Below are 24,674 nucleotides of genomic sequence, written 5' to 3'. Positions count from 1 at the left end.
GCTCCCTTCTTCATGCTTCCCGGACGGTGCGGCGTTCGATCCGTTTTTCATGTGTGGTGCTTTTGAGCACATGCTGGACAAAGATACCCGGTGTATGAATGTGATCCGGATCAAGCTCTCCGATATCGACGATTTCTTCAGCCTCTGCAATTGTCACTTTGCCTGCCATGGCAGCGAGCGGATTGAAGTTTCTCGCCGTCTTTCTGAACACCAGGTTGCCCAGAGGATCAGCTTTCCAGGCCTTTACGATGGCGGCGTTCCCTGTAATCCCTTTCTCCAGAAGATAGGTGCGTCCTTCAAATATCTTCTGTTCTTTTCCTTCGGCTACTGATGTCCCGACGCCCGCAGATGTATAAAAACCCGGGATGCCCGCCCCTCCCGCGCGAATTCGTTCTGCGAGCGTTCCTTGGGGAACCAATTCGACTTCCAGCTCCCCGCTTAAAAACTGCCGTTCAAATGTTTTGTTTTCTCCCACATAGGATGCGACCATTTTTTTGATCTGCCGATTTGCAAGCAAGAGGCCCAGTCCCCAGTCATCAACACCGCAGTTATTACTGACAACGGTGAGGTTTTTCACGCCGCTGTCCCTGATCGCGAGAATTAATTGTTCCGGAATGCCGCACAGGCCGAATCCTCCAGCGATGAGGGTGTCTCCGTCTTTGATCAGTTCAGCAGCTTCTTTAAACGAATCCATGATTTTCCCTTTTCCCATATTCGGTTCCCCTTTCTGTTTTGGCTACACAAGGCCCGTCAGACTGTAAATACCGATGATGACAAACACAGCGGCTGTTTTAATGACGGTAATGGCAAAGATATCTCTGTAGGATTGGCGGTGAGTCAACCCTGTGACCGCGAGCAGCGTAATGACGGCGCCATTATGCGGAAGAGTGTCCATCCCGCCGGAGGCCATCGAGATCACCCGGTGCATGACTTCCGGCGGGATGTGAAATGTATGGATTGCTTCTGTATACGCTGCGGACATCGTACTTAAAGCGATGCCCATTCCTCCTGAGGCCGACCCTGTAATCCCGGCAAGCGCAGTGGTCGTCACCGCTCCATTGACAAGCGGATCAGTAAACGTCTGCGATATGCCGCTGCTGACTGCTTTGAAGCCGGGAAGCGCTGCAATGATGCCGCCAAATCCGTATTCGGCTCCTGTATTCATTGACGCCAGCAAGGCGCCCCCGATGCCCTCATTCAGTCCTTCCTTCAAATTGAAGAGCACTTTTTTCCAATCGAACAAAATCGTTGTCATGATACCGATGAACAGTGCGAGCTCTACTGACCAGATCGCAGTGACGGAGGAAAGATCAATCTTTCCGAACGCTTCTAAGCCGAGCGGCGCAAAATCAAATCCGTCGGGATACCAATCCGGGAGCCACATCGTGAAGCATTTGTTCAATACCCCGACAAGGATAAGCGGAATAAAGGCGAGTACTTGCCGCGCGGTACGGGGTTCTGCCTCCTGCGGTAAATCAGGCGTGTTTTTTTCATAAGCCAGACCTGAGGATTCCTTTGCAGCGGAAACTTCAGACGGAAACCCAGCATAGCCTTCTCCTGCATCGGCCGCTTTCTTGCGCCGGAATTCTAAATAAAGCATCCCGGCCGTAAGCACAAACGCTGCACCAATCATTCCGAGCCAGGGAGCGGCATAAATGTTTGTTTTAAAAAATGCCGCCGGAATGACATTTTGAATTTGCGGTGTGCCGGGAAGCGCATCCATTGTAAATGTAAAAGCGCCCAATGCAATCGTTCCGGGTATCAGACGTTTGGGAATATCAGCTTTCATAAATAGGTTTTTAGCAAACGGATAGACGGCAAACACCGCTACGAAGAGACTGACGCCGCTGTATGTTAAAATCGCACCCATTAAGACGATGGCGAGAATGGCTCTTTTTGCTCCCACAAGCCTGACGATTGTTTTTGCGATCGACTCGGCGAGCCCGGATATTTCAACAACCTTGCCAAAAACAGCCCCCAAAAGAAATACGGGAAAATACAGCTTAATAAAGCCAGCCATCTTCTCCATAAATATATTCGAGAAGAAAGGAAGTACGAAGCTCGGATCTGTCAGAAGCACAGCAAACAGCGCGCAAATCGGGGCAAATAAAATGACTGAAAAGCCTCGATAAGCCGCAAACATCAGCAAGCATAATGCCAATAAAATAATGATAATGTCCACAAATCCCCCTCTTTTCTGCTTCATGATAGCAAACGCTTACAAATTGATTCGAAGGAAGAAAATGCAACAACCATGCCAAGCTTACATCATGCTTCGTTTTTTCGAAAAAAGACGAATGAATTCTGGACAATCGGAAGTTTCCGTTTTGGCGGAAAGAAAAGGAAGCCCTTGTTACGTTATATTGAATGGCTGAGCGGTGAGTTTTTTTGGATATGAGAGAGAGGATTTTTGCTTTATAAATATGTATTCTTTTTTCTTTCATTTATTTCCTGCAAGAGGAACCGGAAAAATCCGGCCCTCCTGCATGGTCATTCAGCCGACGACAACCGGAAGCTCTGTGAGCGATCTAAAACCAATGAGCTTGCGGTATTCAAGCTTAGGTGCGGCCAGCCGAAGCTTAGGCAACCGCTCTAACAGCGCGAGAATGGCTATTTGTGCTTCAATGCGCGCTAATCGTGAACCCACGCAAAAATGGGCATTCTTTCCGAATGCAAGATGCGGATTCGGTTTTCTTTCAATGTCCATTTTGTGAGGCTGATCGAATATGCTTGGATCACGATTGGCTGCACCTAAAAGGATATATACCTGCTCTCCTTTTTTTATGATCTTTCCATATATTTCGCAGTCTTCTGAAGCGGTGCGGGCCGTCAGCTGTGTAGGGCTGTCGTAACGCAAACATTCCTCGACTGCAGTTTCAATAAGCGTGGGGTTTTCTCTCAGTGCGCTAAGCTGTTCAGGGTGTTTCAATAAAGTATACACACCGTTGCTTATGAGGTTTACCGTCGTCTCGTGTCCGGCTATGATAAGTAATACACATGTCGCGAGTACTTCGTCTTTTGAAAGCTGTTCCTCCATAATAAACCTGCTGATTAAGTCTTCCTTGGGATGCGTTTCCCGCTTGTGAATCAAATCTCTGAAATATGACGTCATCCTGCCTTGGGTGTCGCTTGCTCTGACTAATGTTTTTCTTGACCGGGTAAAATCAATGGCCTGAATGACGTCTGCTGTCCATTGTCTGAATTGATATCTCTCCTCTTTCGGCACTCCGAGTATCTTCGCAATGATGAGGCTTGCCAATGGAAAGGCAAACTCTGAAACAAGGTCTGCGGTTTTTTTGTTTTGCACTTGATCCAATAAGTCATGCACCGTTTCTTTTATACAGGGGCGGAGTGATTCCGCCGTCTTTGCGGTGAATTCTTTCCCTATAACCATCCGCATCCGCTTATGGTCTGATTGATTTTTAAATAACAGCATATCGTGCTGGATATGCGATAGATTTTGATATTTCGTTGATGTTTCCGGAAGAGGAACTCGGTTTTTAAACCGGGTGTCTTTCAGAATCGCTGCCGCCTCTTTATACCCGGTGACATACCAGCCCGGATATTTTAATACGGTTCCTTTATAAACAGGATCAATGGCCCGCAGGTTGTCATAAAACGGGTAAGGGTCATTCCAAAAATCCGAATCCGCCTGGAGGGACGGATGTGAAATTGATACGCCCGCCGTCATCTTATACCTCCGTTTTGCAGGCGGATTGTAAGCCGGCTTTCATTTCTTCGACGGATTCAACTTCAAAACCTAGATCATGGAGCATTTGATGATCCTCTGTTTCATGCTGTCCTGAGGTTGTTAGGTAATCGCCGACGAATATAGAGTTTGCCGCGTACAGGCCGAGCGGCTGCAGCGAACGCAGGTTGACTTCCCGGCCTCCTGAGATACGGATTTCTTTTGCCGGATTGATAAAACGGAACAAGGCGAGCACTTTCAGGCAGTACACCGGACTTAATTCGCTTACTCCTTCTAACGGAGTTCCGTCAATCGCATGCAGAAAATTAACCGGGATGCTGTCGGCATCAAGCGCTTTCAAGCTGTTCGCCATATCAATGACGTCCTGTTTCGTCTCTTTCATGCCGACGATGACACCCGAACAAGGTGACATCCCCGATTGTTTCGCCGTTTCCACTGTATTGACCCTGTCGTCATACGTGTGTGAGGTCGTAATGTTTGCGTGATTCCTTTGTGATGTATTGATGTTATGATTGTATCGGTCGACTCCTGCCTGTTTCAGCCGCTCCGCCTGTTCCGGCTTCAACAGACCGAGGCATGCGCAGATTTTTAAACCGTACGTTTCTTTTATTTCTTTGACAGCATCAACCACTTGGTCTACTTCTCTGTTTGACGGTCCCCGGCCGCTGGCGACGATACAGTATGTTCCTATATTCAGGTCATGGGCGCGCTTTGCCCCTTTAAGCAATAAATGCTTATCCACCATCCGATAAGACTCGATCGGCGCTTTTGATATTGAAGATTGTGAACAGTACCCGCAATTTTCGGGACACAGGCCTGACTTTGCATTCATAATCATATTCAGCTTTACCTTTTTTCCGTAAAATCGTTTTCTGATATGAAAAGCGGCATGCATCAGCAATAAAAGATCCTCATCAGGGCAATTTAAAATGGCAAGCGCTTCCTGGTTCGTTACTTCCGCCCCGTCCAGCACTCTTTCTGCAAGATCCATCCATTGATTCATGTTTATCTCCCCATTTGTGTCAGATTCATGAAAGAGGAAACATCTACATGTTTCTCAATCATGTGTTGAATGTTTTCTGCTGAAACGTGATCCAGCTTCGGTGTCATTCCCAAAATCGGAACTTTGCATAATCTTTCAATCATGCTCGGGTTTGTCTTTTCATCCAGACCCGGCCGGCTCTTTACGCCGTTGATAATGATGCCGAGAACCTCTATCCCCATGTTTTTCGCATATTCAACGGTTAAATATGTGTGGTTGATGGTTCCGAGATCAGGCCTGGCCACAATCACTGCCGGCAATTCCAAGGCCTTTATCAGATCACTGACTAAATAATTTTCACCAAGCGGGACGGAAATGCCGCCTGCCCCTTCGACGATGAAACACTCATGACGATTTTTGATCTTTCTCCAGTGGGCCGTGACCTCCTCCATGCTCACGGATTTTCCTTCAAGCATGGCGGCCGTGTACGGTGCAAGCGGCTCTTTCCATTCAAATGGCGTAATCTCTTCATGAGACAGGGCGGTTTGTGAGATGTCTTTCAACATCGAGGTGTCACTGTCCGGATGAGTCCGCGGCACCCCGCTTAAAAACGGCTTAAACACTCCGACATCCGCACGTTTCTGCCTGAATGCCGCGGCTAGTCCGCAAGAGACGATAGTTTTTCCGACGCCCGTATCTGTTCCTGTGACAAAAAAACTTCTCATTTGTTTATATTCAGCTCTTTTCTAATGGAATCAAATGCTTCTGTAAGCTCGTCTATGTCCTGTAAGCTGCGGTCCGCCGTGACGGTCAGCCTGATTCTGCTTTCACCGTCAGGAACGGATGGCGGGCGGATGGCCGGGGCGCAGATTCCCTTTTTCTCCAGCAGTGCAGCAACTGAAACCGCTGTTTTTGCATCACCGATGATGACGGCGATGATTGGTGTATCTCCGCCTCTTACGGTAAAACCCATATCGGCCAGACGGGTTTTGATCGTTTTGACAGACGACAGCAGTTCACGGCGCGTATCGTACATATCTGATATGATGTCAAATGCCGTATGGGCAGCCGCACAAATTGACGGCGGAAGGGCCGTCTGAAAAATAAACGTCCGCGCATGATTCAGCAAAAAATCAATGAAAATGTTTGACCCCGCGGCAAAACCGCCTTCCGTTCCGACCGCTTTGCTTAACGTGCCGATGACAACATCAGGACAAACACCGAAATATTCACTGGTTCCCCCGCCGTTTTCCCCGAGTACACCGGTTGCATGCGCGTCATCTGCTATCACAAATGCCTGATACTGCTTTGCAAGCGCCATTATGCGGTCAAGAGGCGCAATGGTGCCGTCCATGCTGAAGACGCCGTCCGTGACGATAAAGCGGCGGTTCCTGGACTGAACGGAGGCAAGTTTTTCCTCAAGATCAGCCATATCAATATGGCGGTACATGATGGTTTCCGCTTTCGATAAACGGCAGCCGTCAACAATGCTCGCATGGTTCAATTGATCGCTTAAAATGACATCGCCTTTTTGCGGCAGTGAAGCAAGCACGCCCATATTTGCCAAGTAACCGCTGGAAAACAATAAAGCAGCTTCTGTCTGTTTAAAATCCGCGATTGTTTGTTCAAGTGTTTCATGCCAAAAAGTATTTCCTGTCGTTAACCGGGAACCGCTGCTTCCCGCTCCGAAGCAGCTTAGCGCCGTTTGCGCAGCTGTGATCAGCCGTTCATCTTTTGACAGGCCTAAATAGTCATTGGATGCCCAGATCTTTTCCCTCTTGTTTTTGAGAGCGGTTTCCTGTTTCCGCAGCGTCCGATACAGCCCGTCTCTTTTCACCGCATCGAGCCTTTCGAAGAGCCATCCGTCAAAATCCACGGCCGGTCACCTCGGCTATCGCTTCTTTCATAATGGAGATCATGGCTTTTAACTGATCGGTTGTGCTGGCGAGCGGCGGAAGAAAGGCGATGACGTCTCCGAGCGGCCTCGTCAGCATACCGAGCTCTCTCATTTTCAAAGACACCTTATATCCAACACGCTTTTCAGGCGGATAAGGCTGTTTTGTCCCCTTATCCTGCACGAGCTCTATGCCGCACATGAAACCGAGCTGGCGGACATCGCCGACATGAGGAAGCTGCTTCAGATCATGAAGAAGCATCGCTGCCGTTTTTGATTTTTCGGCAACTTGTTCAACGATGCGCTCTGATTCAAATAAACGAAGATTTTCAATTGCCGCGGCACAGCCCAGCTGATTTCCTGTATAGGAGTGGCCGTGGAAAAATGTTTTCATATTTTCATAGTCGTCATAAAAAGCTTCATAAATCGCTTCTGCGGCAAACGTCACGGCGATCGGCAAATAGCCTCCCGTAATTCCTTTCCCTGCGGCCATCAAGTCCGGCTGGACATTTTCATGCTCACAGGCAAACATTTTTCCGGTGCGGCCGAACCCCGTCGCCACTTCGTCAACGATCATTAACACATCATATGCCGTACACAGCTTTCGTACGCCTGCCAGAAAGCCTTCAGGCATGACGATCATGCCGGATGCGCCTTGCACCATCGATTCAATCGTAAGTGCGGCAATCTCTTCGTGATGCTTTGCAAGCAGCTGTTCGAGCGCATTCAGACATTCATCCCGGCACTGTACAGGGTCGCCGCTTTCAGATCTGTATACGTAAGGAATCGGCGCTTTGTAGCTTTCAAACATCAGCGGGCCGTATACATGGTGAAAGAGTTCAATAGAACCGACGCTGACGGCTCCGATCGTATCGCCGTGATAGCCGTTCTGCATCGAAATGAATGTCTGCTTTTTGGGCCTCCCTATGTTTTTCCAGTATTGAAAGGCCATTTTCAGAGCGATTTCCATTGCTTCGGCTCCGCTGTCAGAGTAAAAAACACGTGTCAGATTTTCAGGTGTAATGCCCGTCAGCATCTCGGCAAGTTCTGTTGCGGGAACATTTGTCATGCCCAGCAAGGTCGAATGAGCGATTTTTTTAAGCTGTTTTTGAATCGCCTCATCCATTTCTTTTTTGCGGTGGCCGTGTACATTGAGCCATACTGAGGAAAAGCCGTCATAGTATTCTTTGCCGCTTGTGTCTTTCAGCATGATTCCGTTTCCGCTTTCAATGATTAACGGATCTTCATCGTAATCTTTCATTTGTGTGAAAGGCAGCCAAAGATGCTTTTTGCTTTTTTCTATCATTGATTGTTTCATATGTTCCCCTCCCGCTGAATGAACACAGGCTGTTTCTCTAAAAAATGGATACAGCTCTGTGTATCTGTGATTCCATCTGAAAAGAAAATCCGGCAGCCGCATTCATCGCCGTCATTCTTCATCTTGGTAATCCGCTGATAGCCCAGCTTTTTTGCGGCAACGTAGCCCGTTATGTAATCAGGGTCATCTGACCAGCACACTTCAGCTATGATTCCCGGATGCGCGCAAACCTTTGCCGCGATGGCATGTGCTTCTTTGATTCGGGAATTTTCCGGCATGTTGTGCTCAAAAGCCCATTTTTGAAAATCGTGTGCCGGCCAATCCACTCGGGATACCCGCACACCTCTTTCCCTTCTGCCGTCAATACGTTTTCCTGTCCGGATGTCAAACAGGACCGCTCCTCTTGCTTCTCCATATTCCGCGATGCTTTGATAGGCTTTCTCTATCATGCGCGGAGGAATTCCTGCTTTTTGCAAAAGCGTCCGGGCGATTGCTTGTCCTTTCTCTGCCGTATCTGTTTGATGTACGGTAATCGGCAAAGGGCGGATCGTTTTGATCGGTTCATTGACGCTTTCAAGCTGGATCTGCATAAAATCAGGTGTCCCTCTTGAATGCGAGAAGCCTTTATGTAATAAGCCATTCACCGCTTCCTGTATTCCGCTGTAAGTGATAAGCCGTTCTCCGCCGGAAATGTGTTTTCCGCCCTGTTCATGAGGGGCGTTTCGGGAAGCTCTCATTCTGACGCTGTAATAGGTTTCTTCCTCCAATCCTTTCCCCTCCTTTCTCTTACCTTGAAAGATAATGTTAACCAAAATAATTAAAGGTTAACACTTATACAGAATATTAGTGTCCCTCTCGAAATATGTCAACCTAAACTATCAATATGTTAACTTAACGTTTTCATGTTTTGTTCATATTTTAGTCATTGTTTTTTCAACGCTGTCCGCTAAAGTAATCGATATCAACAAATATGACAGCCATCTGCATCTTATTATGAGGGGAGGTCACCGTTATGCTGAAAGGAAAAATAAAGACGTTAGGCCGTTTCTGCACGGTCGGGGCCGGAAATACGCTGATCGATTTTGGTGTTTTCTTTCTGCTTACCGCCTGCCATGTCCTTTATCTGCCGGCACAGATCTGCTCCTATTCGGCTGGAATGATCAATAGCTATGTGTGGAACCGGAATTGGACGTTTCGTGTTAAGCGCAAGGCTGACGGGAAAGAGATCGTGCGCTTTCTCATCATTAATCTTGCTGCGTCGGGGATCACCTTTTTGCTGCTGTACGCGTTTCAAAAAAGCGGCTGTTCGCTTTTGGTGAGTAAGCTCGCCGCCACTATCGGCGGAATGATGATGAATTTTATCGGAAACCGACTCTGGGTATTCGGAGACACGCTGAAAAACATACAGGATCAGGAGTGAAGATGAATGAGAAAAAAAGTGAGAAAAGCGGTCATTCCCGCAGCGGGTTTAGGAACGAGATTTCTGCCGGCGACAAAGGCGCAGCCGAAAGAAATGCTGCCGATCGTGGACAAACCGGCAATCCAATATATCGTAGAAGAGGCCGCCGAGTCAGGGATTGAAGATATTCTGATTATTACAGGAAGAAACAAGCGCTCGATTGAAGATCATTTTGACCGGTCGGCGGAATTGGAATTCAATCTGCGGGAAAAAGGCAAGACGGAGATGCTGAAGGAAATGCAGCAGATTGCCGAATTGGCCAATATTCATTACATCCGACAAAAAGAGCCGCTCGGCTTAGGCCATGCGGTGCTGTGTGCGGAGCATTTTATCGGAGAAGAGCCTTTTGCCGTTCTCCTAGGTGATGATATTATGGTATCTGACACTCCCGCGCTCTCGCAGCTCATAGACGTCTATAACCAACACGGCACAGAAACGATCGGCGTACAGCCCGTCGATCCCGCCGATGTCAGCAAATATGGTATTATACAGACAGGGCGGCACAACGGTCATGTGTACCAAGTTGAGGATCTGATTGAAAAGCCGGCTGTTGAAAAGGCGCCCTCTCACATCGCCGTGATGGGCCGTTACATATTAACCCCTGCCATTTTTAAAGCGCTGAAGACGATCGAAAGAGGCGCAGGCAACGAAATCCAATTGACAGACGCGCTGCGCGAAGCGTGCCGCACCCAAAGTATCTACGCGCGGGAGCTTGAAGGAAGACGGTTTGATATAGGCGACAAGCTCGGCTGTTTTAAGGCCGGCACGGAGATCGGGCTGCTGCGGAAGGAAATGAGACCGAAACTCTTAGCTTATTTAGAAGAGGTATTAAAAAGAGAATCTGAAGAAAACGTGCGTTAAAAAATAATTTGTAACCATTTTGCTTGTCAATCAGTCATATAATTGGGTAAAAAGATAAAGAGGTTGTGAACAGTGTGGGCAATTTTATTAGTGAAATATTATCCTGGCTGACAAGTATGGGCTATTTAGGGATTGCGCTCGGATTAATGATCGAAATCATTCCGAGTGAAATCGTTTTGGCCTATGGAGGCTATATGGTGTCAGAAGGCACGATCGGTTTTCTCGGCGCCGTTATCGCCGGCGTGATCGGGGGAACGATCGCGCAGTGCTTTATTTACTGGATCGCCCGTTATGGGGGGCGGCCGTTTTTGGACAAGTACGGCAAGTACTTACTGCTGAAAAAGCATCATATTGATGTTGCCGAAAACTGGTTTCGCCGTTACGGCGCGGGCGTAGTATTCTCGGCCCGGTTTATCCCGGTCGTCAGACACGCGATTTCCATCCCGGCCGGCCTCGCGAAAATGCCGCTTTCCAAGTTTCTCACCCTGACGACGCTTGCGATTATTCCGTGGTCTGTCATTTTCGTTTATCTCGGGTATCAGCTCGGCGGACAGTGGAAAGATGTAGACAGCTATGCCGGAATGTATACGACTCCGATCATTATATTGGCTCTTGTATTTATTGTTGTTTATTTTGTCGTGAAAAAGATGAGATCAAGACTATGAAAAAAAGACTGCATAGAAGAACGGCCGCGGGCCGGATCTATGCGGTCTTTTTTATTTATACCGGGTATACGGGATGTTTCCGGTGTGTGAAAGTCAGTTGTTTAGACATGTAAGCAGTGAGGCGTTTATTGAGTTCGTCCCGCAAGGAATCAGCGGGAACGATGCCGTCAATCACCATTTCAGAGGCAAGACGGTAAAGGTTAATGTCTTCCTTGTATTCATCTCGCTTTTGCTGAATAAAAGCCGGCCTTTCTTCTGGAGCGAGTTCGTTGATTTTGTTTGCGTAGACCGCATTTACCGCTGCTTCAGGCCCCATTACGGCAATCTGCGCAGTCGGAAGCGCTAAGCAGCAGTCCGGTTCAAAAGCCGGGCCCGCCATCGCATATAATCCCGCACCGTAGGCTTTTCTGACAATAACGGAAAGTTTCGGAACAGTCGCTTCCGCCATTGCTGAGATCATTTTTGCGCCATGCCTGATGATGCCCGCCTGCTCAACCTTCGTTCCGATCATGAATCCGGGAATGTCTGTTAAAAACAGAAGCGGAATATGAAATGCGTCGCACAAAGCGATGAATTTTGCGGCTTTATCCGCCGAATCGAGAAATAAAACCCCGCCCTTGACACGCGGCTGGTTGGCGATAATGCCGACCGGCTGTCCGTGAATCCGCGCAAGTCCCGTTATTAATTCCTGCGCGAATAACGGTTTAATCTCAAAAAATGAGTCTTCATCGATGACACGTTCAATTAAATCCAGCATGTTGAACGGTGCGTTTTGATGTGCCGGGATGACATCTGAGAGCGGTTTTTCAAAATCTTTCGGGTTCTTGGATTCGCTGACAGGCGCTTTTTCCGTATAATTTGCCGGAAAGTAGCTGAGATATGTCCGCGCCATCGTGATTGCTTCCTGTTCCGTCCGGGCGAGGAGATCACCGCAGCCTGATACGGAACAATGCATACGGGCGCCGCCCATCTCTTCAAGCGATACTTTCTCGCCGATTACCATTTCCGCCATGCGCGGAGAGCCTAAGTACATGGATGCGTTGCCTTCGACCATAATGACAATGTCGCAAAAGGCCGGAATGTAAGCGCCGCCCGCAGCGGAAGGGCCGAACAATAAACAGATTTGCGGTATGCGTCCCGACAGCTTTACTTGATTATAAAAAATGCGGCCGGCTCCCCTTCTGCCCGGGAACATGTCGACCTGATCGGTAATTCTTGCACCTGCTGAATCAACTAAGTACAGAAGCGGACACTGCAGCTTTTCAGCCGTTTCCTGAATGCGGATGATTTTTTCCACCGTTTTCGCGCCCCACGAGCCCGCCTTTACGGTTGAGTCGTTTGCCATCACACAAACGGTTCTGCCGCTGATGGTTCCGATCCCGGTGACAACCCCGTCGGCCGGCAGTCCGTCTGACATGCATTCGGCGAAAAAAGCGTCTTCAACGGATATGCCGTCATCGAATAGAAGCTTCAGCCTGTCTCTTACAAAAAGTTTTCCCTTTTTTTCGTTGCTTGCGTGATATTTAGCCGCTCCTCCCTTTTCAATCGTTTTGCTGCGTGTCTGCCGTTCTTTTTCGTAATCCATCCGAGTCCCTCCAAGTTTTATTTTCCTTTGTATTCAGGGGGTCTTTTTTCTTTAAAGGCGCGCAGCCCCTCTTCTCTGTCAAGTGTCGGGATGACTTGTGCATATGCTTTTCGTTCGATTTCGAGCCCTGTATTGAGATCTGTCTCCAGCCCCTTGTTTATCGCGAATTTTGCTTGTCTGACGGCGATCGGCCCATTGGCGGCGATGCGGCCGGCCAGTGCTTTTGCTTTTTCCATAAGTTCTTCGGCATCACATACATGCTCGACCAGCTTTATGTCTTTTCCCTCTTGGGCCGTGAGCCTCCGGCCGGTGTAGATCAACTCTTTTGCCGCACCGGGTCCGATAAGCCTAGGCAGTCTCTGTGTTCCGCCCGCCCCGGGTATAATCGCAAGGCCTGTTTCAGGGAGGCCGAGGCCCGCCCGGCTGGCGGCGATTCTGATATCGCAAGCGAGGGCGAGTTCAAGTCCGCCGCCGACTGCCGTTCCATTCAGCGCTGCAATGACCGGCTGCGGGAGTGCTTCAATTGAGGCGGCGGTTTCACCGATACGACTGACGCTTTGTTTGACTTGTTCATGGTTCATCTCCGCTCTTTCTTTTAAATCAGCACCGGCGCAGAATGTGTTTCCGAAGCCGGTGAGAATGACACAGCGAATGGATGGCGAATTTTTGATGTCTGTAATCACACGCTGTAAATCATCAATCATTTCTGATGACAGTGAGTTGGCCGCATGCGGGCGGTTCAGCGTGATCAGACCGATTGTTTCTTGACAGACGGAAAACAATACGCAATCTCCCATGGCTTCTCCTCTCTCTCATTTCGTTCTGAAGACTTGCAGGTTTCTGCTTGGCAGGTCTTTGCCGATTTTATCCCCGATCCAGCCGGCGGCTTCAAGTAGTTTATTCATGTCCGTCCCGGTATTAATCCCCATTTGTTCAAGCATGTAAATGACGTCTTCTGTGGCGGCGTTTCCTGCTGATCCCGGAGCATACGGACAGCCGCCAAGCCCGCCTGAGGAGGTATCAAAGGATGTAATCCCCATATCAAGGGCGGGAATGATATTTGCAAGAGCCGTGCCTCTTGTATCATGGAAATGGAGTGCGATTTTTGAGGCGGGAATTCTCGGCAAAAGAGCTTCAAGCACGGCTATGACCTGTAAGGGGTTCGCCGCGCCGATTGTGTCGCCGAGCGATAATTCATCAACGCCCATTTCAAGAAGCGTGTCTGTGAGCCGGATAACTTGTTCGATCGGTACGTTTTGTTCGTACGGGCATCCGAATACAGTGGAAAGATAAGCTCTCGTTGCCATGTTTTCAGCTTTTGCTTCAGAAATGACCTGCCTGAGCTCTTGAACGGTCCGGTCAATCGGCTTGTTGACGTTTTTTTGGTTATGGGTTTCGCTCGCTGATAAAAACACACAGGCTTGATCAATTCTGCCTTCTGCCACACGCTCCAGCCCGATGAGGTTTGGAACGAGAGCCGCGTATACTGTATGTTCTGTTCTGGCAATTCCCTTTGCAACGTCCAGACTGTCACGAAGCGCCGGAATCCACCTCGGATTCACGAATGAAGTTACTTCGATATAGGAAAGTCCTGTTTTTGACAGCATATTGATCCACTCAATCTTATCTTCTGTATCCACCCACGCGGACTCATTCTGCAGGCCGTCACGGGGCCCCACTTCGTTGATGCGGACATGCTTCGGACAATTCATGCTGCACCTCCCGTTTTATTGGAGCTCAATCAGGACCTCTCCTTCATCGGTGAAATCACCTTCTGCTTTTTTCACTTCTTTCACCGTTCCGGATACTTCAGCAATAATCGGAATTTCCATTTTCATTGATTCCAAGACAGCTACTTCCTGTCCTTCTTCGATGACATCGCCCGGTTTCACATGAATTTTCCACAGATTTCCCGCCATCTGAATTTTTATCTCGCTCATTTGGACGCCTCCCCGTTCATGGTTTGTAAAAATCCGGTTGTCGCTTCACCCTTTTCAAACGCTTCTGAATGGGCAATCTTTGACAGCAGCGGAATATTGGTTTTAATCCCTTCTACATGGTATTCGCGAAGAGCGGTTTTCAGTTGTTCAATGGCTTGTTTTCTCGTATTCGCCGTGACGATCATTTTGGCAATCATCGGATCGTAAAACGGAGAAATGGTGCTTCCCTTTTCAACGGCGCATTCGTGTCTCACTGACGGATGCCGTAATACGGAGAAAGACGAGATGGTGCCGGGTGACGGATAAAAGGTGACCGGATCTTCCGCATAAATCCGCACTTCGATCGCATGCCCGTGATGTGTGATGTCTTTCTGTGAGAAAGTCAGCGGCTGCCCCGCGGCAATTTTCAGCTGCTCTTCCACAAGATCCAGTCCTGTAATTTCTTCTGTCACCGGATGCTCTACCTGCAGTCTTGTATTCATTTCTAAGAAATAGATTTGTTTCTTTTGGTCGACGAGAAACTCTATGGTGCCCGCATTTTGGTAGCCGATTGATTTAGCGGCTTTAACGGCGGTTTCGCCGAGTCTTTGTCTTAATTCATCATCAACAAACGGGGACGGCGCTTCTTCTATCACTTTTTGATGGCGCCTTTGCACTGAACAGTCACGTTCAAACAGATGAACGGTATTGCCGAAAGAATCTGCGAGAATCTGAATTTCAATATGACGGGCGTTTTCAATGACTTTTTCCATATACATCGCGCCGTCTCCGAAAAAGGATGCGGCCCGCTTTTGATTGCCTTCAAACGCTTTGGCCAGCTCTTCTTCTGAATGTACGATCTGCATGCCGATTCCGCCGCCTCCAGCGGACGCTTTCAGCATGACCGGAAAGCCGATGGCGCGCGCCTCGGCTAAGGCCGAGTGTACATCGGGCAACGGTTCTGAAACACCGGGAACGATCGGGACCATTGCTTTTTGCATCGTTTTTCGGGCTTCTATCTTGCTGCCCATCTTGGCGATGATGTCAGCGGGCGGGCCGATAAATGTGATTTGTTCCTTCCGGCAGCGTTCGGCGAACGAACTGTTTTCTGACAGCAGTCCGTAGCCGGGGTGAATGGCGTCCGCTCCGGCGGCTTTAGCGGCTTCTATAATTCTGTCGATATGTAAATAGCTTTCATTTACTCTCGATTTTCCGATCGGATAAGCCTCATCTGCCGCTTTTACATGGAGCGCATTCTGATCGGCTTCTGAATAGACAGCTGCCGAGGGGATGCCGAGACGTTTGCAGGTGCGGATAATTCGTAAGGCGATTTCTCCTCTATTGGCAATCAGGATTTTTGTAAACAAATGTGAAGCACTCCTTTTTCATTAAGTTAACTTGAGCTCTTCAATCGTTTTTTCCCGCAGCTTGAATTTCTGAATTTTTCCTGAGGCTGTCATTGGATATTTATCTGTGAATAATACATACCGGGGGACCTTGTAGCGGGCGATATGTTCTTTGCAAAAGGCTCTGATGTCTTCTGCGGAAGCGGTTTGTCCGTCTTTGAGCCTGATCCACGCCGCGGCTTCTTCTCCGTATTTCGGGTCAGGCACGCCGACAACTTGAACGTCTGCTACTGCGGGATGCCGATATAACATTTCTTCAATCTCCCGGGGATAGATATTTTCGCCGCCTCTTATCAGCATGTCTTTCAGACGGCCGGTGATTTTGCAGTACCCGTCTTCATCCATGACCGCCAAATCACCCGTATGCAGCCAGCCGTCTTTGTCTATCGCTTCTTCGGTCGCTTCTTGATTTTTATAATAGCCTTTCATGACATGATATCCGCGGGTGCAGAGCTCTCCCTGTTCGCCCCGGGCGGCCTCTTCGGATGTTCCGGGCTGAACGATTTTGATTTCGATATGAGGAAGCGCCCGCCCGGCTGTTTCCACTCTTCTTTCAAACGGATCATCCGTTCTTGTCTGCGTAATAACAGGTGATGCTTCGGTCTGTCCGTAGGCAATGGTAATGCCGGTCATCCCCATTTTGCCGATCACTTCTTTCATGACTTCCGCCGGACATGGCGAGCCGGCCATAATTCCGGTTCGGATGTGAGAAAGATCATATTCAGAAAAACGGCTGTCATTTAGGAGGGCGATAAACATCGTCGGCACACCGTGCAGAGCCGTGCAGGCTTCTTGCTCCACCGTTTTCAAAACGGCTGGCGGAGAAAACTGTTCAATCGGGATCATCGCTGCACCCGCGGAAACACATGCCAGCACGCCGAGCACACACCCGAAACAGTGGAAAAACGGCACGGGAATGCATAAACGGTCACTTGGGGTAAGCTTCATGCACTCTGCGATATTGGCCGCGTTATTGACGATATTAAAATGTGAGAGCATGACGCCTTTCGGAAATCCGGTCGTACCCGATGTATATTGCATATGAATGCAATCATCCTTATCCAGGCTGTCCATCCTTCCGTCAAGCGCTGCATCCGTTACAGACTCGGCATCCTTCAGCAAAGAATCCCAACGGTGCATTCCGGGCGGTCTTTGATCCCCGATATATAACACCGTCCGTAAAAAGGGATACCGTTTCGAACGCAGCCTGCCGCGCTCACACGTTTTCAGCTCCGGAATCAGCTTATTCACCATTTCAACATAAGATGTCTGCCTGTAGGAATCCATGATAATCAGGGACGTGACGTCTGAATGTGCCAGCAGGTAATCGAGCTCTGCGATTTGAAAATTCGTATTGATGGTGACCAGGACGGCGCCGATTTTCGCCGTTGCAAATTGCGCCGCGAGCCATTCCGGTATGTTGGATGCCCATATGGCCACATGATCTCCTTTTTCAACTCCCAGCTTCATCAGCCCTTTTGCGGTTTGCCGGCATAACCGGTCAAACTCCGCATACGTATAACGAAGGCCGCGCTCAGGGTAAACAACCGCTTCATGATCCAGAAAAAGCTCCGCGGTCCGCTCTAGCAGCTTCCCCGCTGTTAAATGGATAAGTTCAGCCATATGACCTGCTTCCTTCCATTCTTGTTTTGGTAAACGTTTTCATTTCACTTCAAGAGCTGTCTTGCAATGACCATTCTTTGAATTTCTGACGTTCCTTCGCCAATCTCCATCAGCTTTGCGTCACGAAGCATGCGTTCGACACCGCACTCCTTCATATAGCCGGAACCGCCGTGAATTTGGATGGCCTGAAGGCATGTTCTGACAGCCATTTCTGAAGCATAGAGCTTGGCGAATGCCGCTTCTTTCGTAAATGGCAGGTTTTGATCCTTCAGCCAGGCCGCTTTAAGCACCATTTGTCTGGCAAGGTCAATTTCCATCGCCATGTCAGCGAGCTTAAATTGGATGGCTTGAAATGACGATATCGGGCTTCCGAACTGCTTGCGTTCCTTCGCATATGAGAGCGACGCCTCCAACGCTCCTTGAGCGATACCGACAGCCAGCGCCGCAATCGAAATCCGTCCGCCGTCTAATGTATATAAAAATTGCTTGAAACCTTTTTCAGGATCACCGAGCAGGTTGTCGGCAGGCACCCTGACATCCTCCAGCACAAGCTCGGCCGTATCCGATCCTCTCACACCCATCTTGTCGTACGGACTTGTGATCGTAAATCCCGGTGTGTCTGTCGGGACGATGAGAGCTGAAATGATCGGTTTTCCGGCGGAGTTCTTTCCCGTAACGGCGGTGACAATGACCGTGCGGGCGTAATTGGCGTTAGTGATCCAGCATTTCTCTCCGTTTATCACATAGTCAGCACCCATTTTCTCGGCCTTTGTCTGTGTTCCGCCAGCATCTGAACCGGCATTCGGCTCCGTCAATCCGAATGATCCGAGCGCTTTTCCGGAAGCTAGCGGAGTAAGGTGTTCTTGTTTTTGCTGTTCAGTACCGAAATAGTACAATGGGCTTGCACCGAGTGACACGGCTGCCGCATAGCTCAGCCCCGTGCTTCCGCAGGCTTTTCCGATTTCTTCAACTGCCGCTGCATAGGAAATGGTATCACCGCCCGCTCCGCCGTATTCTTCCGGAAACGGAATTCCGAGAAGGCCGAGTTCGCCCATTTTCTTAAATGTGTCTATCGGAAAGACGGCTGATTGATCAACCTCATGGGCTTTCGGGGCAATTTCATTTTTGGCGAAATCTCTGACCATTTCGCGCACCATCTGCTGTTCTTTTGTCAGTTGAAAATTCATTAACCTTCCTCCTTCTGCTGCTTTCTACATTTTATTAATGGGGATCTTTATTCATTCCATCCAAATAAAGTCTGAACATTCGGACTCATCCGCCGCAAAAAAACTGACAGCGCGGCAACTGTCAGTTTTTTTCAGAAATGCTATTTAACCGTCCGTTTTGAGGAAGGACGGCTTTCATGGTGAAGCCTGTCAACGGAAGTAACGATATAGGTGCAGGCGCCTTTCGCCTGGATATCAGTATCTGAAAATGTCTGCGTCCGTGATGCTGTCTTTCTGACTGTATCCACTAAATAAGGCCGCTTTCCCTTTTCTGCGCGGTAAATGGCGTAATAAGCCGTTTTTTTACCGTTGGATTTCGCATCTTCGATATAGAGTGTATTGCCTGAAGCGTTCTTCTCCGCCCGTTTGACAGCCGGTTTTTTTAAAGCGGAATGTCCGAGCCAAGGCATCTCGGGTATTAATGCGGGACGGCTGTACATGTCATTGATCAAGCGGTTTTTCACATCGAGCGGGTTACGGTTCAGATCCTTTAAACTGAAATGCATGCTGCCTTTAATCCAAGCTGATTCCCTGTTAAGAGCAATCTGTCTTCCGTATTCCTCCGGATCGGCCCAAGGCGGATCAGCGTTGTTGTTGATTTTATAAGCTGCCTGCCCGATATATAAATGCACGGGACGATTTTTCACTTCATTGCCCCACCAATCCGCTAAGACGTCATATGCCGCCGCTTTAAAGCCGATACTCCAGTAAATCTGCGGTGCGATGTAATCAATATATCCTTTTTGGATCCATTCACGCGTATCAGCGTATAAGTCATCGTAGTTCCGCACTCCGGCGGCCGTTTTGGAGCCTGTCGGGTCATCTGCGGCATTTCTCCATACGCCGAATGGGCTGATTCCGAATTTGACATAAGATTTTTCTCGTTTAATGGCCTGATTGATCTCTTTTACAAGCTGGTTGACGTTATCTCTGCGCCAGTCATCAACTGATGCAAAGTGAGCTTTTCCGTACCGTTCGTATGCCGCCTGATCGGGAAATTCCTTTCCGGCGATTTTATAAGGGTAAAAATAGTCATCCATATGAACCGCATCAATGTCATATCGACTGACCACCTCTTTGATCCCATCCGTTATAAATTGCCGTACTTCGGGAATGCCCGGATTATAATACAGCTGATTTCCGTATGCGGCGACCCAGTCCGGATGAGAACGGGCGGGATGATCATCTGAAAGCGCATTCAAATTTGTGTGATTCATCGTGATCCGGTAAGGGTTGAACCAAGCGTGGAATTCAAGATTCCGTTTATGTGTCTCTTCAACTAAAAAAGCAAGCGGATCGTACCCCGGATTTTTGCCTTGAGTTCCTGTCAAATACTCTGACCAAGGACCGTAATCTGATGGATAAAAAGCATCAGCCGTCGGTTTAATTTGAACGACCACGGCGTTCATCCCCATTGCCTGAACGTCATCCAGCAGCTTGCTGTATTCTTTTTTTTGCTGATCGGGTGACAGCCCTTTTTTAGAGGGCCAGTCGATATTGGTGACAGACGCGATCCATACGGCTCTCATTTCTCTCTCCGCCTGAGTGCCGCCAGCTTTTGCTGGTGCTGAGACTGTAAAGATGCCGGCTGTCAGTAAAACGGCCAAAAACCATATGATGCTGAAACGGCAGCCTTTCATGTTTTTCCCCCTTTCAGCTTTACGGTATTCCGAAGCATTCCGGGCGGTGAATCAAAAAGCCTGCTTTATTCCTCTCAGCCTAAAAAAAGAAAAAAGTCCTAAAGCGGATGAAACGCTTCAGGACTTTTTATGTTTCATGGCGGCGAGCACGTCAATGACCTTCGTTCCGACGCCGACACAGGTTTCAAGAATGGCCTGCGCTCCGGCAATGGACAAAATGAAAATAACCGGATGTGCATAGCGGGGCCAGACCAAGTAGCAGATGCCGATCAATATGGCGCACCAGACACCCGCACACCAATAACATTGCAGCATATAACCGAATGCGGAGGAAGGGACTTTTTTTTGGACGGCGCGCCCGTTTTGATCGATGGTTTTTTCTTGCTTTAAAAAGGGTTTTCTTATGAATTCGGTAATCTTATCAAATACAATTAAATGGGTCAGCCGATAGCTGGCAAGGATGATCATTACATATGTAAGCCAAGATAGGTTCGTCATAATAAAGCCTCCAAAAACCTGGTTTGATTCCCCTATCTTGCCCTCTGTCATCCTGAACCATTCTGCCGGATGCTACAGATTCCGTTCCAAGCGTCTGCCGCTGTTTGCAACGATGTCCAGTATGACCTCGGCATTTTTGTGTGCAAACTCGGGTTCAAACATATCTTTATGGGCTCCCTCGCCCTGATATTCCTGATAGAGTCCCGTTGTGGCGCCTTCCCATTTCTTCGGCTCAGGCTCAGCATTGTGCTCTTCCTTTATGCCAGCCTCAATAAAATGGAGGTTTGCCGCAATTTTGCCGTCATTTATCAGTTCCGCCCAATACGTTTGATAGCGCTCTGTTTTTCGGATGACCGCTTCCCTGACGGCTTCCGGGACATTTTCGGCTGTTGCGTTTGTTGGCTGCGGCGGCAGTGCGTCAAGCTTTCTGTACGCGTCTGCGATAATGATGTCGCTGATTTCTAATCCGCGTTTTTCCATTGCTTTTGCCGCCTCGAATGCCGTATTGCCCCCTGCTGAATATCCGAAGAGGATATAAGGGCCTTCCGGCTGGATTTCCAGCATTTTATCAATGTATTGTTCCATTCTGCTGTCTTCTTCAATAAAGTTAAAGCCGTACACAGCAGCCCGTCCATTTAATGCCGCCGCCAGATCTTTGAAGAAAATGCCGAAACCTGAAATTGGCGGAAAACAGAAAAGGTTGCGGCCTTTCGGCTGATTCAGTCTGCTGATATGCTGTTCGGCGGCTTCTGACAGTTTGCTGGAATACAGATTTTCAGCCAATTGTTCAATTGTCGGATATTCAAATATCATTTCAATCGGGACATCCATCTGCTGTCTGGTCTTCAGCTGGTGAATGACTTGCAATGCTTTCAAAGAGTGCCCGCCAAGCTCAAAAAAGTCATCCTGTATGCCCAGCTCCCCGCAGCCGAGTATCGGCGACCAAATGTCGATCAGCTCACGTTCTACCCAGTTTCGCGGGGGAACGGCTTTTGATGACGTCTTTTTCCGTTCTGGCGCAGGGAGTCTGCGGCGGTCCACTTTGCCGTTTGCGGTAAGCGGCATACGGTCAAGCTTTACCATATACTGCGGAATCATATAGTCGGGAAGCAGCCTTGCCAATAGGGAGCGAATGGTTCTTTCTTCAACATGCGCGCCCGTATAATACGCACAAAGGATTGCTTCTTGTCCTTCGTCTGACACGATGACTGCCGCTTCCCTGATTCCATCAATTTCAATCAGCCTCGCTTCAATTTCGGCCGGCTCGATACGCTTTCCGCGAATCTTGAATTGACGGTCGATACGGCTGATGTATCCGATGCTTCCATCCGGCAGCCAATAAGCCAAGTCGCCTGTTTTGTAAATCTTTTCTTCAGGATGAATCGGGTGGCTGACAAATGCTTCACTTGTTAAGTCAGGCCTGTTTAAGTAGCCTTTGGCAACCCCGTCACCGCCGACACACAGCTCACCGGGCACGCCGATCGGCGCAAGTCTGCCATTTTTCTCAATGATATACGCGGTTGAATTAGTGATCGGTTTTCCGATTGGGATCGGCTGAGAAAAATCATGCCTGATTTCATAAAAGGTGGAAAATGTCGTATTTTCCGTCGGTCCGTATATGTTATAAAGACTGAGATTCGGACAGCGGTGTCTGACCTTATTGATGAGCGCCGGGGACAAAGCTTCTCCGCCGACATATAAGGTGTGCAATCCGGAAAACATCTCCGGATCAGCCTGGGCAAACTGGTTAAAGAGCGCCGTCGTCAAAAACAGAATCGTAATACGATTGGAACAAAGATAATGGCCGAACCTCTCAGGCGCAAGCATTGTCGTGCGGTCAACTACATGAAGGCACGCTCCGTTCAAAAGCGCTCCGAAGATTTCAAACGTCACTGCGTCAAAACCGATGGACCCTGTCAAAATGAGACGGTCCGTCGTGCCGGCCGACGTGTAATTGCTGTTTGACACGAGCGATACGACGTTGCGGTTGGAAATCATCACGCCCTTCGGTTTTCCTGTTGAACCGGATGTATACATAATATAGGCAAGATCATCAGGCGATGTAACTGTATTCAGTTTTCCCGCGTCAGCGGTTTGTTTCTCAGCGGCTGCCGGGATAGAGATGATGTGAGAAAAGTCAATATGAGTCTCAATCCCGTTTTGTACCGTTAACAGCTGTGCTCCGCTCTCAGTGAGCATATCGGCGATCCTGTCGGAAGGCAGATCTGCATCGAGCGGAAGGTACGTCCCTCCCGCTTTCAAAACAGCGAGAACTGCGATGATAAATTCAGGTGAGCGTTCGGCTAAAATCCCGGCAATTCCCTTTTGCGCCAAACCGTTTTCCAGCAGGGTGCTGGCGAATGCAGTTGACCGTTCATCAAGCTCCCGGTACGTCAACGTCAGTCCGCCGGCGTGAAGCGCCTGATGATCCGGGGTTTTCTCCGCCTGACGGCTGAACAGGCTGATGATGCTTTCGTCTCTTTCATAAGTTGTTTTCGTGTTATTAAATTCGCTGATTATTCTTGATTTTTCCTTTTGTCCGAGCATCGGAAGCCGGTCAGCAGGAACATCGGGATGAAAAGCGGCGCAGCGCAGCGCTTCTTCCAAGTGTCCTTTTACGCTCTCTATCCATACTTCGTCATACACGTTCGCATTGTAGCTGAATTTGATGAGCAGCTCATCGCCGGGCGCTATGATGAGGTTAAAGTCGTAGCCCGATTGTTCCGACACGTTGACATTCCCGATTCTAAACGGTGCATCCGATTCCTTTTCCGCGTCTTTCATCTGCTGCTGAATCGGATAATTTTCAAACACGATAATATGGTCGATTAAATCCTGTTTCAGCTCAGTCTGAGATTGGATGTCGGCAAGCGGATGATAGCTGAACGCCTCTGAATCAAGCATTTCCTTCTGACAGCGGCCCAGCAGTTCTCTAAAGCTTTCATCACCCGTTTTAATGCGTACTGGGACAGTATTGATAAACAGTCCGATCATGCTTTCCACGCCGTCAATGACAGAAGGCCGCCCTGATACGACGGCTCCGAACACAGCATCGTCCATCCGGTTGTAGCGCTGCAGCATCAGGCCCCATACGGTCTGCATAAGAACTGCAAGCGTTGCGCCCTCTTCTTTGGCGATCGTTTTCAGCTTGTCCGTCAGGTTTTGATCTAAAGAAAACAGCAGCTCTTTCTTGCGGTAGCCTTTTTCCTGGGGCCGGACCGATATTTTCGGCAGTCCTGATGGGGTCTCAAAGCCCGCTAAATATCCTTTCCAATACTCAGAAGCTGCGTCGTTGTCCTGATCGGTCAGCCATGTAATATAAGTGCTGTACGGCTTAGCGGGCTCCAAGGTGACGGGTGAGCCTGATTCAATCGCCCGGTACATATGCATAAATTCCTGAAGGACGATGCCGAGGCACCAGCCGTCCATGAGGATGTGATGATGGCTCCAGACGCATACATATTCCTCGTCAGCCGTTTTAAACAAAGAAACACGCATCAGCATATCCTTTTGCAAGTCAAAGCCCTTTAAGCGGTCACGTTCCTTAAATCGCTGTATATAGCTGTTTTGTCCCGCTTCATCCAAATGTGTAAGATCTTCGCGGTGCAGCCGGAATTCCCGCTCACGCAGCACAACTTGGCGGGGGCCGTTCAGCTGAGCGACATGAGGTAAAAAAACCGTTCTGAAAATATCGTGGCGGCTGATGACAGACTGTACGCTTTGCTCAAACAATTCCGGACGAAGCCGGCCTTTTATGGTGAAGACGGATTGTTCGATATATGCAGCCCCCTCCTTTTGCAGAAAGGAATGAAAAAGCATTCCTTCCTGCATTCGGCTGAGGGGATAAATATTTTGGATATTTTTCGTTTTGTCCATGTGTTCCTCCCGC

At 48.8% G+C, this 24,674-nt stretch carries 20 protein-coding genes and 1 pseudogene; 3 read left to right on the top strand and 18 right to left on the bottom strand.

The window, feature by feature from the left end; genetic code table 11:
• Positions 1 to 10: 10 nt before the first annotated feature.
• From AUL54_RS01475 to AUL54_RS01440, 8 genes are all read right to left on the bottom strand, one after another.
• Complete coding sequence (locus AUL54_RS01475) at positions 11 to 712, bottom strand: CoA transferase subunit A (RefSeq protein WP_060962661.1); 702 nt, start codon at positions 710 to 712, stop codon at positions 11 to 13.
• 24 nt (positions 713 to 736) lie between these two features.
• On the bottom strand, positions 737 to 2,182 hold the full coding sequence (locus tag AUL54_RS01470; protein ID WP_060962660.1) for a GntP family permease: 1,446 nt from the start codon (positions 2,180 to 2,182) through the stop codon (positions 737 to 739).
• Between the two features lie 312 nt (positions 2,183 to 2,494).
• Positions 2,495 to 3,691 carry a cytochrome P450 gene (locus tag AUL54_RS01465; RefSeq protein ID WP_060962659.1) on the bottom strand — a complete coding sequence of 399 codons (1,197 nt, stop codon included), beginning with the start codon at positions 3,689 to 3,691 and terminating at the stop codon, positions 2,495 to 2,497.
• Position 3,692: 1 nt separating this feature from the next.
• Positions 3,693 to 4,712, bottom strand: coding sequence for a biotin synthase BioB (gene bioB / locus AUL54_RS01460; RefSeq protein WP_060962658.1), 1,020 nt, complete (start codon positions 4,710 to 4,712; stop codon positions 3,693 to 3,695).
• Between the two features lie 2 nt (positions 4,713 to 4,714).
• Entirely contained in the window at positions 4,715 to 5,416 is a 702-nt protein-coding gene (gene bioD / locus AUL54_RS01455) for a dethiobiotin synthase (RefSeq protein WP_060962657.1), read from the bottom strand.
• Positions 5,413 to 6,567: an 8-amino-7-oxononanoate synthase gene (gene bioF / locus AUL54_RS01450; RefSeq protein ID WP_060962656.1), complete on the bottom strand. Its 1,155-nt coding sequence runs from the start codon at positions 6,565 to 6,567 to the stop codon at positions 5,413 to 5,415. The genes bioD and bioF overlap by 4 nt, the downstream gene beginning before the upstream one ends.
• Positions 6,557 to 7,903 carry an adenosylmethionine--8-amino-7-oxononanoate transaminase gene (bioA, locus tag AUL54_RS01445; protein WP_060962655.1) on the bottom strand — a complete coding sequence of 449 codons (1,347 nt, stop codon included), beginning with the start codon at positions 7,901 to 7,903 and terminating at the stop codon, positions 6,557 to 6,559. Before bioA ends, bioF begins: the two co-directional genes overlap by 11 nt.
• Positions 7,900 to 8,670 carry a 6-carboxyhexanoate--CoA ligase gene (locus tag AUL54_RS01440; protein WP_060962654.1) on the bottom strand — a complete coding sequence of 257 codons (771 nt, stop codon included), beginning with the start codon at positions 8,668 to 8,670 and terminating at the stop codon, positions 7,900 to 7,902. Before AUL54_RS01440 ends, bioA begins: the two co-directional genes overlap by 4 nt.
• A 222-nt stretch (positions 8,671 to 8,892) precedes the next feature.
• Here AUL54_RS01440 and AUL54_RS01435 point away from each other — a divergent pair.
• The 3 genes and pseudogenes from AUL54_RS01435 to AUL54_RS01425 form a co-directional block, all read left to right on the top strand.
• A pseudogene (locus tag AUL54_RS01435) lies at positions 8,893 to 9,323 on the top strand (GtrA family protein); the annotation flags it as partial.
• 6 nt (positions 9,324 to 9,329) lie between these two features.
• Positions 9,330 to 10,223 (top strand): UTP--glucose-1-phosphate uridylyltransferase GalU, encoded by an 894-nt coding sequence (gene galU, locus AUL54_RS01430; protein WP_060962652.1) that lies wholly within the window; start codon positions 9,330 to 9,332, stop codon positions 10,221 to 10,223.
• A gap of 74 nt (positions 10,224 to 10,297) precedes the next feature.
• Positions 10,298 to 10,888 (top strand): undecaprenyl phosphate transporter UptA, encoded by a 591-nt coding sequence (locus tag AUL54_RS01425; RefSeq protein WP_060962651.1) that lies wholly within the window; start codon positions 10,298 to 10,300, stop codon positions 10,886 to 10,888.
• A 55-nt stretch (positions 10,889 to 10,943) separates the two neighbouring features.
• Here AUL54_RS01425 and AUL54_RS01420 read toward each other — a convergent pair whose 3' ends face one another.
• The 10 genes from AUL54_RS01420 to AUL54_RS01375 all read right to left on the bottom strand — a co-directional run bounded on the left by AUL54_RS01420 (position 10,944) and on the right by AUL54_RS01375 (position 24,661).
• Positions 10,944 to 12,473, bottom strand: a complete 1,530-nt coding sequence (locus tag AUL54_RS01420) for an acyl-CoA carboxylase subunit beta (protein ID WP_060962650.1) — start codon at positions 12,471 to 12,473, stop codon at positions 10,944 to 10,946.
• Positions 12,474 to 12,490: 17 nt separating this feature from the next.
• The gene (locus AUL54_RS01415) at positions 12,491 to 13,270 is read right to left on the bottom strand and encodes an enoyl-CoA hydratase (RefSeq protein ID WP_060962649.1); all 780 of its coding nucleotides are present in this window, start codon (positions 13,268 to 13,270) and stop codon (positions 12,491 to 12,493) included.
• A 15-nt stretch (positions 13,271 to 13,285) separates the two neighbouring features.
• Positions 13,286 to 14,185: a hydroxymethylglutaryl-CoA lyase gene (locus tag AUL54_RS01410; protein WP_060962648.1), complete on the bottom strand. Its 900-nt coding sequence runs from the start codon at positions 14,183 to 14,185 to the stop codon at positions 13,286 to 13,288.
• A 15-nt stretch (positions 14,186 to 14,200) separates the two neighbouring features.
• Positions 14,201 to 14,413: an acetyl-CoA carboxylase biotin carboxyl carrier protein subunit gene (locus AUL54_RS01405; protein WP_060962647.1), complete on the bottom strand. Its 213-nt coding sequence runs from the start codon at positions 14,411 to 14,413 to the stop codon at positions 14,201 to 14,203.
• Positions 14,410 to 15,759 (bottom strand): acetyl-CoA carboxylase biotin carboxylase subunit, encoded by a 1,350-nt coding sequence (locus AUL54_RS01400; RefSeq protein ID WP_060962646.1) that lies wholly within the window; start codon positions 15,757 to 15,759, stop codon positions 14,410 to 14,412. The genes AUL54_RS01405 and AUL54_RS01400 overlap by 4 nt, the downstream gene beginning before the upstream one ends.
• Positions 15,760 to 15,780: 21 nt before the next feature.
• Positions 15,781 to 17,421 carry an AMP-binding protein gene (locus AUL54_RS01395; protein WP_060962645.1) on the bottom strand — a complete coding sequence of 547 codons (1,641 nt, stop codon included), beginning with the start codon at positions 17,419 to 17,421 and terminating at the stop codon, positions 15,781 to 15,783.
• 44 nt (positions 17,422 to 17,465) lie between these two features.
• The gene (locus AUL54_RS01390; RefSeq protein ID WP_016935926.1) at positions 17,466 to 18,608 is read right to left on the bottom strand and encodes an acyl-CoA dehydrogenase family protein; all 1,143 of its coding nucleotides are present in this window, start codon (positions 18,606 to 18,608) and stop codon (positions 17,466 to 17,468) included.
• Between the two features lie 140 nt (positions 18,609 to 18,748).
• Entirely contained in the window at positions 18,749 to 20,287 is a 1,539-nt protein-coding gene (locus AUL54_RS01385; protein ID WP_060962644.1) for a glycoside hydrolase family 10-like protein, read from the bottom strand.
• Positions 20,288 to 20,404: 117 nt separating this feature from the next.
• On the bottom strand, positions 20,405 to 20,785 hold the full coding sequence (locus AUL54_RS01380; RefSeq protein ID WP_045927036.1) for a DUF1360 domain-containing protein: 381 nt from the start codon (positions 20,783 to 20,785) through the stop codon (positions 20,405 to 20,407).
• A 72-nt stretch (positions 20,786 to 20,857) separates the two neighbouring features.
• Positions 20,858 to 24,661: a non-ribosomal peptide synthetase gene (locus AUL54_RS01375; protein WP_060962643.1), complete on the bottom strand. Its 3,804-nt coding sequence runs from the start codon at positions 24,659 to 24,661 to the stop codon at positions 20,858 to 20,860.
• Positions 24,662 to 24,674 lie beyond the last annotated feature (13 nt).

It is taken from the genome of Bacillus sp. SDLI1 (genome assembly GCF_001553895.1).
GTDB lineage: Bacteria > Bacillota > Bacilli > Bacillales > Bacillaceae > Bacillus > Bacillus siamensis.
The sequence above is the reverse complement of the archived record's forward strand: the minus strand, read 5'-3'. Positions and strand labels throughout refer to the sequence as shown.